At 51.9% G+C, this 11,391-nt stretch carries 13 protein-coding genes; 10 read left to right on the top strand and 3 right to left on the bottom strand.

Translation table 11 applies throughout. The features are described 5' to 3' along the window. From BM185_RS12410 to nadA, 4 genes are all read left to right on the top strand, one after another. The gene (locus BM185_RS12410; RefSeq protein WP_245751763.1) at positions 1–1,050 is read left to right on the top strand and encodes a COX15/CtaA family protein; all 1,050 of its coding nucleotides are present in this window, start codon (positions 1–3) and stop codon (positions 1,048–1,050) included. Beyond that, positions 1,034–1,942: a heme o synthase gene (gene cyoE / locus BM185_RS12405; RefSeq protein WP_091964322.1), complete on the top strand. Its 909-nt coding sequence runs from the start codon at positions 1,034–1,036 to the stop codon at positions 1,940–1,942. Before BM185_RS12410 ends, cyoE begins: the two co-directional genes overlap by 17 nt. Positions 1,943–2,024: 82 nt before the next feature. Further along, positions 2,025–2,627 (top strand): Yip1 family protein, encoded by a 603-nt coding sequence (locus BM185_RS12400; protein WP_091964320.1) that lies wholly within the window; start codon positions 2,025–2,027, stop codon positions 2,625–2,627. Between the two features lie 95 nt (positions 2,628–2,722). Next, positions 2,723–3,757: a quinolinate synthase NadA gene (nadA, locus tag BM185_RS12395; RefSeq protein WP_091964317.1), complete on the top strand. Its 1,035-nt coding sequence runs from the start codon at positions 2,723–2,725 to the stop codon at positions 3,755–3,757. On the opposite strand, the gene BM185_RS12390 is transcribed toward nadA, so the two are convergent. Beyond that, the gene (locus BM185_RS12390) at positions 3,726–4,841 is read right to left on the bottom strand and encodes an AI-2E family transporter (protein WP_091964314.1); all 1,116 of its coding nucleotides are present in this window, start codon (positions 4,839–4,841) and stop codon (positions 3,726–3,728) included. The two genes, nadA and BM185_RS12390, sit on opposite strands and share 32 nt — an antisense overlap. 3 nt (positions 4,842–4,844) lie before the next feature. Next, on the bottom strand, positions 4,845–5,120 hold the full coding sequence (locus BM185_RS12385) for a sulfurtransferase TusA family protein (RefSeq protein WP_342713703.1): 276 nt from the start codon (positions 5,118–5,120) through the stop codon (positions 4,845–4,847). Positions 5,121–5,175: 55 nt separating this feature from the next. Between BM185_RS12385 and BM185_RS12380 the strand changes: the two genes are divergently transcribed. Further along, entirely contained in the window at positions 5,176–6,624 is a 1,449-nt protein-coding gene (locus BM185_RS12380) for a M48 family metalloprotease (RefSeq protein ID WP_177203557.1), read from the top strand. Here the strand turns inward: BM185_RS12380 and BM185_RS12375 are convergent. Further along, positions 6,621–7,088 (bottom strand): peroxiredoxin, encoded by a 468-nt coding sequence (locus BM185_RS12375; protein WP_091964305.1) that lies wholly within the window; start codon positions 7,086–7,088, stop codon positions 6,621–6,623. The genes BM185_RS12380 and BM185_RS12375 overlap by 4 nt on opposite strands. Before the next feature lie 173 nt (positions 7,089–7,261). On the opposite strand from BM185_RS12375, the gene dapA reads away from it, so the two are divergent. The 5 genes from dapA to BM185_RS12350 all read left to right on the top strand — a co-directional run bounded on the left by dapA (position 7,262) and on the right by BM185_RS12350 (position 11,224). Continuing rightward, on the top strand, positions 7,262–8,146 hold the full coding sequence (gene dapA / locus BM185_RS12370; RefSeq protein ID WP_091964302.1) for a 4-hydroxy-tetrahydrodipicolinate synthase: 885 nt from the start codon (positions 7,262–7,264) through the stop codon (positions 8,144–8,146). Next, the gene (gene bamC, locus BM185_RS12365) at positions 8,143–9,132 is read left to right on the top strand and encodes an outer membrane protein assembly factor BamC (RefSeq protein WP_091964299.1); all 990 of its coding nucleotides are present in this window, start codon (positions 8,143–8,145) and stop codon (positions 9,130–9,132) included. The genes dapA and bamC overlap by 4 nt, the downstream gene beginning before the upstream one ends. After that, entirely contained in the window at positions 9,129–9,905 is a 777-nt protein-coding gene (locus tag BM185_RS12360) for an MBL fold metallo-hydrolase (protein WP_245751762.1), read from the top strand. Before bamC ends, BM185_RS12360 begins: the two co-directional genes overlap by 4 nt. Positions 9,906–10,000: 95 nt before the next feature. Further along, positions 10,001–10,714: a phosphoribosylaminoimidazolesuccinocarboxamide synthase gene (purC, locus tag BM185_RS12355; protein ID WP_091964295.1), complete on the top strand. Its 714-nt coding sequence runs from the start codon at positions 10,001–10,003 to the stop codon at positions 10,712–10,714. A 231-nt stretch (positions 10,715–10,945) separates the two neighbouring features. Next, a complete protein-coding gene (locus BM185_RS12350) occupies positions 10,946–11,224 on the top strand; it encodes a hypothetical protein (RefSeq protein ID WP_143089517.1) in 279 nt (92 codons plus the stop codon). The last annotated feature ends 167 nt before the right edge of the window (positions 11,225–11,391 follow it).

The raw sequence follows: 11,391 nt of genomic DNA, 5'->3' as shown, positions 1-11,391 counted from the left end.
ATGACAGTGCAGATGATCGAACAAAGAGTTCGTTGGGCCCTTAGGCTGGCTGGTTTTGGTTTGCTGTTCACTTTGGTCGTTGTTCTGGTGGGTGCCTGGACGCGCTTGGTAGATGCTGGCTTGGGCTGCCCGGATTGGCCGGGCTGTTATGGAGCCCTGGTGGTTCCCGATTCCGAAAGGGCCCAGGCTTTTGCTCCTGATGCTCCTTTGGATGTCTTTAAAGCCTGGGTTGAAATGTTTCATCGCTACCTGGCAACTGCCCTGGGTATGGTGGCTCTGGTACTGGCAGGCCTGGCCTGGTCGCTGCGAAAAAAGACGGGCTACCCGGTTGCGCTGAGCTTTTTCCTCCTGATTGCTATTTGTATTCAAGGTGCTTTTGGGGCCTGGACAGTGACCCTGAAGCTCTGGCCGCAGGTGGTGACCTTGCACCTGCTTGGCGGTTTTACCGTGCTGGGCCTCTTCTTTTGGTTATACCAGCGTTTAAAAGCCTTTTCCCGTGGTGATCTCAAACCCAGGAAGCCGCCTGCTTTCTGGTGGTTGCTACTGGTGCTGTTAACAGGTCAGGTCGCTTTAGGGGGCTGGACTTCCAGTAACTATGCAGGCTTGGCCTGTACTGGCTTTCCAACCTGTAACCAACAGTGGTGGCCTGAACAAATGGATTTCAGTGAAGGCTTTCATGTCACTCAAGAAGTCGGCCCCAATTATCTACATGGGCAGCTGCATGCGCCGGCCAGAACCGCCATTCACTATACGCACCGCCTGGGTGCTCTGGTGCTGGGGTTGGGTGTCCTAGGTTTGTTTTTAATCTATGCCAAACAAAGAAAGGCCCGTCCCTGGCTGCAAGGTTTGATATTGACTTACGCTGCTCAAGTAGGTTTGGGCATAGCCACCGTGATTTGGTTGCTGCCCCTATCTTTGGCGCTACTGCACACTGCAGGAGCTGCCTTGTTGTTGTTGATATTGTTAATGACCGGTTGGCAATTGGGCTATGGCCAGTTGCAAGTTCCCCGGGTAACCCTGATGGAGGTAGAAAATGCGCAATTCCAATGAAGCCCAGTTGAGATCCTGGGAGCTACCAGCCTGGAAGGACTTTTGGGAATTGGGTAAACCCAGGGTTGTGTTGGTCATGCTGGTTTGTGCTCTGGTGGGTATGGCCTTGGCAACACCAACGCTACCGGCCCTGGATAAGGTCGTCTTAGGCCTGGTGGGTATAGGGTTGGCCTCTATGGGGGCAGCGGCGTTTAACCACCTGTTAGATCGACGCCTGGACAAGATGATGCTGCGTACATCCAGCCGTCCTCTAGCAGAAGGCCGCTTGGGTAGCTGGCAGGCCGGAATCTATGCAGCCTTGTTGTCCGTTGCTGGGGTGAGTCTGCTTTGGTACACGGTCAATCCGCTGACCGCCTGGCTGACTCTAGGCTCACTGATTGGCTATGCGCTGGTTTACACCGGTTTTTTGAAGCGGGTTACTCCTCAGAATATCACCATTGGTGGTCTCGCCGGTGCCGCACCCCCTCTGTTGGGATGGACGGCCATTACAGGTGAGCTGCATCCCAATGCACTTTTATTGGTGCTGATTATTTTTGCCTGGACCCCACCCCACTTTTGGGCCCTGGCTATTTATAAACAAGAAGAGTATGCCAATGCTGGTGTGCCCATGTTGCCAGTGACTCATGGCGAAGCCTTTGCTCGCTTGCAGGTTTGGTTGTATACCTGGCTGACCGTTGCCGTCACCCTGCTGCCTTTTGTGACGGGGATGAGCGGCTGGATTTATCTGGCTGGTGTTCTAGCATTAAATGTAAGGTTTCTTTTTTGGAACTGGAAGGTTTGGAGAGGTAAGGATCTGGCAACCCCCTTGGCTTCTTTCTGGTTCTCAATCCGTTACATATTGCTGCTGTTTTTGCTTTTACTGGTGGATCATTACGCCAGTTTAGTGATCTAACGGGCGATGGCAGAAGTAGCTGCCAACCTGTTGGACTTCAAACCTAGAAAGCAGGGATGCTGAAGTCGACTGGAGGTGTACCATGTTCATTCAACATATGTGGGGTGTCTTTTATAACCCTGGCAAAGAATGGCTGAAAGTGAAGCAGGAGAAGTACTCGGTAATGGATTACTACACGAAGGATCTGATCTGGATGTGTGCTCTGGCACCCATCGCTCTTTTCTTTGGAACCACCCAAGTGGGTTGGAGTATCGGGCTGGGTGAGTATGTCAAATTGACAGTCGCCAGCGCACTACCGATTGCAATTGCCTTTTATTTCGCCCTTTTGGCCGGTACCTATGTGATGGCCAGAATCATTCATTGGATGGAAAAAACCTATGGTGCTGATGCCAGTATGGAGCGCTGCATGGCATTAACCACCTACACAGCAACACCTTTACTGCTGGCCGGTTTGGCTGGCTTATGGCCCCACGTTTGGTTCGTGGTTTCTATCGGCCTACTGGCCCTGAGCTACACTGTTTACTTGCTTTACACAGGCGTACCCAAAATCATGGATATCCCTGAAGAGCAGGGCTTCATGTTTTCCACTTCCATTTTGACTGTGGGCTTGGTGGTCTTGGTCGGCATGATTGCTACCAGTGTTATTCTTTGGGGGATAGGTCTGAGTCCTGCCTATATACGCTAAGACTTTTACCCCTTCTTGTAAGCAGGCCTTAGAGCCTGCTTTTTTTATGCTATCATCCACCCAATAAACTTCTAAAGGCAGTCATACCCGTTACCATGACCAGTGTTTATGAACAATTGCTGGTGCGTGAGCACCTCGCCAAGGCAACCCCTGCAGGCACCCTTTCCGAAGCTGATGAGACGCGTTTTAAAGAGCGTGTCAAAGAGCTATTAGACGAGCAGAATGCGGTTATCGTTGCCCACTACTACACCAGCCCGGTGATCCAGGCCCTGGCAGAGGAGACGGGTGGCTTTGTCGGCGACTCCTTGGAAATGGCCCGCTTTGGTGCCAGACATCCAGCCAAAACCTTGGTTGTGGCTGGGGTTCGCTTTATGGGCGAAACGGCCAAGATACTCTCGCCAGAAAAGCGGGTTCTGATGCCTACCCTGGAAGCAACCTGTTCCCTGGATTTAGGCTGTCTGGCTGATGAGTTCGGTGCTTTTTGTGATCAGCACCCTGAGCATACCGTAGTTGTTTATGCCAATACCTCGGCGGCCGTCAAAGCTAGAGCAGACTGGGTAGTGACTTCCAGTATTGCCTTGAAGGTAGTGCAGCATCTGCATGATCAGGGCCAAAAAATTCTTTGGGCACCGGACAAACACCTAGGCGACTATATTAACCGTAGCACCGGTGCAGACATGGTTCTTTGGGATGGTGCCTGTATCGTCCATGAAGAATTCAAGGCCAAGGGTATTCTTGATCTGCAAAAGATTCACCCAACAGCTGCCGTGCTGGTACACCCTGAATCGCCAGCCAGTGTTGTTGAAGTGGCGGATGTGGTGGGCTCGACCAGTCAGCTACTTAAAGCGGCTGGTGAACTGCCCAATGAGACTTTCATCGTTGCCACTGACCGGGGCATCTTCTACAAGATGCAGCAGGAAAACCCGGACAAACGCTTTTTGGAAGCACCCACAGCGGGCGACGGCGCAACCTGCCGCAGTTGTGCCCACTGTCCTTGGATGGCGATGAATAGTCTGGAACGGATGATCGCTTCTTTGGAAACAGGCTCTGATGAAATTCAAGTACCACCAGAGCTTATCAAGAAAGCCCTGGTTCCCCTTACTCGGATGCTTGAGTTTCCGAAGGATTAGCTTTTAGCTGCTCAAACTCATCGTCGGGATGCAGGGCTCTAGGCCAGGCATTGAGGATGGCTTTGAGCAGGGTCGCCAGCGGAATGGCGAAGAAGATGCCCCAAAAGCCCCAAAGACCTCCAAAGAAGAGCACTGCCAGAATAATGGATACCGGGTGTAGGTTAACCGCTTCTGAGAACAGCAGAGGCACCAGCACATTGCCATCCAAAGCCTGAATAACCGCATAGGCACCTAATACCCAGGCCAGCTCGCTGCTAATCCCAAACTGGAAAAGAGCAATCAAAGCCACAGGGATAGTCACGACTGCAGCGCCGATATAGGGCACCAGTACCGAAAAGCCCACCAGAATTGCCAGCAGCTCGGCATAATTCAGCCCCAGCCAAGCAAAGGTTGCCCAGGTGACTGCGGCAACGATCATGATTTCCAACGCCTTGCCGCGAATATAGTTGGCAATCTGCACATCCATTTCATGCCAGATGCGCGTCATTAAAGCGCGCTTTCTGGGCATCATGGAAGTGATAAAGCCGGTCAGCTTTTCTTTATCCTTGAGCATAAAAAGGACAAGAATCGGTACCAGAATCAGGTAAACCAACCAGGCAATCAAACTGGGAATGCTGGAAAGAGAAACCGTAACCAGAAAATGGCCCACTTGGCGGATTTCACTGATCGCATCATTAATCAGATTATCGGCCTGCTGTTGAGAAATCAGCTGGGGATGGGTTTCATGGAGTTCATTCAGCCAGACCTGAGCCATGCGCAGCATGGAAGGAAATTCGCGGGTTAGGCTGACTAACTGATTCCAAATCAAGGGAAAGAGCCAGAAAATTAAGGCCAGCAGCAAGCCTATAAAAAAGGAAAAAGCCAAGGCTACTGAAAGCAACCGCGGAACCTTATGCCTCTCCATCTGAGTGACCAGGCCTTGCAGCAGGTAGGCAAAAACAACAGCAGTTAGGAAAGGAGCCAGCATGGCCCCGAAAAACAACAGGGCTACAAAAAAAGCGGTCAGTAAAAGTGCAAAGATAACGGCTTCTTCATCTGAAAAATAGCGATGAATCCAGCCCAGAAAAACCTCTTTAAATGACATCCCTTATTCACCTCTCGTTAATACGAAATGATATTCGTCGCCTTTCTGTTCCCTGGAAACGAGTTGATGGTTGCTCAGTTCTGCATAGCTGGCAAAATCTTCCCAGGAACCTGAGTCCGTTGCCCAAACCAGGAGTGATTGGCCGGGTTGCATGCTATTTAAACGTTGTTTTGCTTTGAGTAAGGGCAAGGGGCAATGCAAACCTCTCGCATCCAGGTGCTGGTCAAAGTTGGCTGTTGCGTTATCATCACCTGAAGGGTTTAGGGAATCCATCATCATTTGCCTTGTCTTAGTGGTGAATTTTATCGTTATCCAAGCTGCAACAGGACATTTTATGCAAGCCCGCTGCTTAGCTGCCATTAAAGTTGTTACTCTGCTGCTTCTGGTTGGCAGCTTAAAGCTACCTGCCTGGAGTCAGGACTTGCCAACCCTGGGGCATGCCAGTACTTATGATATCAGTCTTCATCAAGAACGCCATCTTGGGCAAGGCTGGATGCGTCAGTTTCGCGCCCAGACTCGCATCTACTATGACCCCCTGACGCAAAATTATACTGAAGATCTTGTTCAACGTCTGGCTGCCTACAATTCCAGCCTGGAGCAAAGAGAACTGGAAGTGCTGGTGGTTGATCAGCGTCAGCTCAATGCCTTTGCTGTTCCTGGCGGCATTATAGGCGTTAACACGGGCCTTTTTGTCTTTGCGACCCATGAAGATGAATTTGCTTCGGTTATGGCTCACGAGCTGGCGCACATCAGCCAACGCCACTTTGCCCGTCGGGTTGAAGCGGCGCGTGGAGCCCAGTGGTCGACCATGGCCGGCTTGCTGGCAGGTATTCTGGTTGCCAGCCAGGGCCATGCCGATGCAGGGATAGCGGCCATAGCTGGCACTCAGGCTGCGGCCATTCAAAGCCAACTGGCCTGGAGTCGTACCTATGAGCAGGAAGCCGACCGTATTGGTATGGAAACCCTGGCTGCCGCAGGCTATTCGCCAGAAGCCATGCCCGCCATGTTTCAACAGATGCAGCGCCTTGCCAGCTTAAGTGGCCGACCCCCGGAATTTCTGATGACGCACCCGCTCACCGAAAGCCGAATTGCGGATGCCTGGTCGCGTGCAGACCAACTGGCTTCCACCCAGAAAAGAGTCAAGGGCCAGGATTATGAACTCATCCGCGCGCGCCTCATCTTTCGCCAAGAATCCAGCAGTGAAGATGCCCGGCGTATTTTCTTACAGCAATCACCCTCCGAAGCGGGCAAGGTCTATGCGGACATCTTGAAGATGCAATATGACGGCGAATTGGATGCTGCCATTGAACGCATGGAGGCCTTGCAGCAAGCCCATCCGGAAAGACTGGCTTTACAGTACCTGCTTGCTGAATTGCTGATGGAAGCTGAATACTGGTCACGATCTCAAGAACTACTGAGCAACATCTTAGCGATTACCCCTGGCTACTACCCAGCGCGCTACCTGCTGGCTGATGGCTATGCTGAACAGGGCGACTGGTCCAGGGCCCGGCAGGAGTTTCGGCGCCTTAGCCGGGATAGAGCCAAGGACCCACAAATCTGGTTTCAATTTGCCGAAGCGGCCGGTAAATCTGATCGCCCGGTTGAAGTTCACCAGGCCAGAGCAGAGTACTTCCAATTGACGGGCCGCTTCCGCCAAGCCTTTGCTCAGCTGGAATTGGCCCTGGAAAGAGCCAGGGAGCTGGATCAACCCTGGCAAGTAAGAGAAGTCATTCGGGAAAGACGCCGTGAACTCGAAGAGTTACAGCAACTGATGGATCTCTAGTCGAGCGCCTGGGCTGCTTCCAGCACTTCTTGAACATGACCGGGAACCTTAACCTTGCGCCACTCCTGAGCCAGCTTGCCTTCACGATCAATCAAGAAGGTGCTGCGCTCAATGCCATAGTGCTCTTTGCCGTACATTTTTTTCAGCTTGATCACATCAAACAGCTTGCAGAGGCTTTCATCCTTGTCACTGATTAATTCAAAGGGAAAATTCTGCTTGGCTTTAAAATTCTCATGGCTGCGCAGGCCATCACGGGAAACCCCGAGGATTTCAGTATTGGCAGCCTGAAAATCGGCATAGAGATCACGAAAATCACCGCCTTGAGTTGTGCATCCGGGGGTGCTGTCCTTGGGATAAAAATAAATCACCAGGTTTTTGCCCTTGAATTGAGAGAGCTGAATTTCCTGATCGCTGGTGGCTTGGGCTGTAAAGTCGGGAAGGGTATCGCCGAGATTGAAGCTCATAAAACAAGTCTCCCTTGAGCTGGATAATGGATAAGAAAACTATAACACAACAAAAAAGCCAGCCAAGGCACTAAAAATTAGGCTAACTTGCATCTCAATGCTTGAGCCTGAAGCGCTTAAAGGCAACAATACGCAATTGGCTAAGCACTAACCCGTTTTTTTGGAGACGCAGCATGATTAAAGGCAGCATGGTTGCCCTGGTAACCCCCATGACCCTGACCGGTGAAGTTGATTGGGAGGCGCTGGATCGCTTGATCGATTTTCATCTGGACAATGCAACAGACGGTATCGTTGCTGCGGGCACGACTGGTGAGCCTTCGACGCTGAGTTTTGCCGAACACTTTGATGTCATCAGACGCGTAGTCGAGCGCGTAAAAGGGCGTATTCCTGTGATTGCAGGAACCGGTGCCAATGCCACTACCGAAGCAATAGAACTCACCCGCTACGCCAGCAAAGTAGGCGCTGACTACTGCCTGTCCGCGACGCCCTACTACAACAAGCCGACCCAGGAAGGCCTGTATCTGCATTACAAGGCGATTGCTGAAGCCAGTGACCTGCCCATCATTCTTTACAATGTGCCTGGCCGTACCGCTGTCGATATGCACAATGAAACCGTGCTGCGTTTGGCCGAAGTGGACAAGATCGTTGCTCTTAAAGATGCCACCGGTGATCTGGAACGAGCCAAGTTCCTGGTTGATAGCTTCCGGGGTACGGACTTCAAACTCTTCTCCGGGGATGATGCCACGGCCTGCGATTTTATTCTGATGGGCGGCCAGGGTGATATTTCGGTCACAGCCAATGTCGCGCCCCGTCAAATGCATGATATGTGTGCTGCTGCTCTGGCGGGTGATGAAAGCCTGGCCCACCAAATTAATACCCGCCTGTTGCCCTTACACACCGGCCTGTTCGTGGAATCCAACCCCATTCCGGCCAAGTGGGCGCTTTATGAAATGGGCTTGATTGAACGCGGCATTCGCTTGCCCCTGACGCCTCTGTCAGAAAAGTACCGGACAACCATTCACGAAGCACTGGAAATGGCTGGAGTACTCAACAAATGAAACCCGTGCAAACCTACACGGCTGTAGCTTTGCTTTCTGCCTTGGTGGTGAGTGGATGCAGCAGCAGCGAATACCGAGATCGTGCTGATGATTATCGGGACGCTGAAAAAGCCGAGCATGCTTTACCGGATGATATCCGTCACCGGGATGCCATGCCGATTCCGCAAGCAGAACGGTCTGCACAAGCCCGCTCCGGCGATGTGCCACGTCCCGAATCAATGCGAATCACTGGCTCAGATACCCCCATCGTTGATCAGCGCACCGACGAAGACGCGGCCTGGCTGCTGGTTCAACGCAGCCCGGCTGAAGTTTGGCCAGCGCTGCAAGCCTATTCAGACGAACTGGATGTTGCCGTAACCGGCAGCAACCCGGGTCGTGGTGAAATTCTCCTGGAAGCCGACCAGGCCAGTGATCTTGCCGCCCAGCGTATTGAACTGCGTCAAGGGGTACGTCGTGGAACCTCAGAAGTACGCCTGCGCTCTGTTGAAGATAACCGCACTCTTGCTTTTAGTGAGTATGACCGTACCCGCTTGATGGGCCTGGAAAACTACCTGCAAGCCAGCCTGCAAGAGGGTGATCAGCGCGTTTCCCAGCAAGCACAAACCCTGCATTCAACCCGCAATGTACGTTTAGTCGACCGTGATGGACGCCAGGTACTGGTATTCCGCTTGGAATACGACCGGGTCTGGAGTGAACTGGTACGCCTGCTGGAAGATGAATTTGATGAAGACATTCAGCGTTTGGATGACTTCAACAGAAGTGAAGGCCGCTTCTACCTGCGTTATGTGCCCCAAGATGAACGGCGTCGCGGCTTCTTTGCCCGCCTGTTCAGACGCGGTCCAGGTGCCGATGAACACCACTACCAGCTCTATCTGGCCGAGTACAACAATGAGTTGGACTTACTGGTCGAAGTCGAACCCGGTGAAGCAGCTCCAGTAGCCGTTGAAGAAGAACTCCTACGTTGGCTGGAGCGCCAGTTGCGTTGATTTCAAGTCGTATCCGTTTCTGTTCGCTGGGGAGTGGCAGCAAAGGCAATGCAACCCTGGTGAAAGCGGGTAAAACCCAGGTCTTGATTGACTGTGGTTTTACCCTGAAAGAAATCAGTCGACGGCTGCAACAACAGGATGTTGACCCAGCTGAGCTAACAGCCGTGTTGGTGACCCATGAACATGGTGATCATATTGCCGGTGTGGGTGCCCTCTGCCGTCGCTATCAACTGCCCCTGTACACAACGCCGGGTACCCGCTTATCCGGCAAACTGGGCAAGGTAGCTGATTGGCGCAAAATCAACCCCGAACACCCTTTTGCAATCGATGACCTGGAAGTCTGGCCGGTCACTGTGCCCCATGATGCGCGTGAACCCGTTCAGTTTATTCTCGGCAATGGTGCCAAGCGCTTAGGGGTACTGACGGATCTGGGCTCAATCACGCCGCATGTGGTCCGCCATTATCGCCGCTGCCAGGGCCTGGTTTTGGAAGCCAACCATGACCCTCAACTGTTGGCCCAGGGGCCTTACCCGCCTTCACTAAAAAGACGGGTCGGGGGCGACTATGGACACTTGAGCAACCAACAGGCCGCCCACCTCTTGCAACAACTGGATGCAAGCCAGCTTAGCCATCTGGTTGCCTCGCATTTGAGTGAACAAAACAACTGCCCCGACCTGGCCCGCCAAACACTGGCCGCCGCTTTAAGCACCACGCCGGACTGGGTCACCCTGGCTGACCAGGACAAGGGATTTGACTGGCGCGAACTGGCTTGAAAAAGCCCCGTGACTTTTAATACCAGCCTGCTATCCTTGTCTGCAATTTTTCATTTCCAGATTTTTTACCTCGAAATACCCGCCCGGAGACACTAGTGGAAAAGCGTGAAGAACTCTATTCAGGCAAGGCCAAATCAGTTTTCAAAACCGATGATGCTGATCTTTTAATCCTTGAATTTCGTGACGATACCAGTGCCTTTGATGGCAAGAAGAAAGAACAGCTGGACCGTAAAGGCAAGGTCAACAACATCTTCAACGCCTTTATTATGGAAAAGCTCAAAGAAGCCGGTATTCCCACGCACTTTGAAAAGCGTTTGAATGACCGGGAAGCCCTGGTTAAATGCATGAAAATGCTGCCTGTTGAATGCGTGGTTCGCAACATCAGCGCGGGCAGCCTGTGCAAGCGCCTGGGTGTAGAAGAAGGCCAAACCCTCAACCCACCCACCTATGAGCTATTTTTGAAAAATGACGCTCAGGGCGACCCCATGATCAATGAAGCCCTGGCCATTACCTTTGGCTGGGCAACAGAAGACCAACTTAAAGAAATGAAACGCCTGACCTATGAAGTCAACGGCGTTTTACAGCGCCTCTTTGCGGATGCAGGCCTGCTACTGGTGGACTACAAGCTAGAGTTTGGAGACTTCCACGGCCAAATCACCCTGGGCGACGAATTCTCACCCGATGGCTGCCGACTCTGGGACGCCAAAACCCGCGAAAAACTCGACAAAGACCGCTTCCGCCAAGGCCTCGGCGGCGTCGTTGAAGCCTACGAAGAAGTCGGACGCAGACTCGGCATTCAATTCGATTAACACTGCACCACACTGGGAAAAGGACTTCCCAAAAAAACTCCCTCCCCGTTAGCAGCTCCTAAAGTTTATAAAGCTAATCTCCTGCCCAAAATTAAAAACTGCCCAGATACAAAACAAGCAAGCTCAATCTCAAACATAAGACCTTAGTAGACGAATGGACATTCGCCTGGAAAATCGGTAAGTTGGAATTAGATGAAGATGGATGTTTAGAGCATGGAGCCTAGTATGCTTATGAGTAAAATGGATGATGTGATGCAGACATTTGATGATCTGGAACACAAACTGCTGAACCAGCATGGAGACGAATATAAAGCATTCACGCGATTGCTTCTTACGATCTCTATCGCCTGCATAACGATCCTCGCTTCCGTCAAATCTGATGGTGGCTGGCTCTACATTGCAGCTTCAATACTGTTATTTTTGTCGGTTTTGTTTGGCGTCCTTGTCCAACACCGGATCATGATGAATCCCATGTATCATCTTGAGGACGCTGCCGAGCAAGTGCGATAGGCGCAAGAATCTGGGTCGGGCGCTCCGATAAAGATCTGGCGTAGACCTACAAAAATTGAGCAAGTTTTTTATCGGCTTCAGGCTTACTCGTTCGTCGCTGCGTTTTTGTTTTTGGCTCTGCAGCTAGGGCTCCAAGCCATTTAAGCAAGCATTCAAGTTCGTTAAGG

Source organism: Marinospirillum celere, from assembly GCF_900112235.1.
Lineage (GTDB): Bacteria > Pseudomonadota > Gammaproteobacteria > Pseudomonadales > Halomonadaceae > Marinospirillum > Marinospirillum celere.
This window is presented reverse-complemented; position numbering and strand designations above follow the sequence as displayed.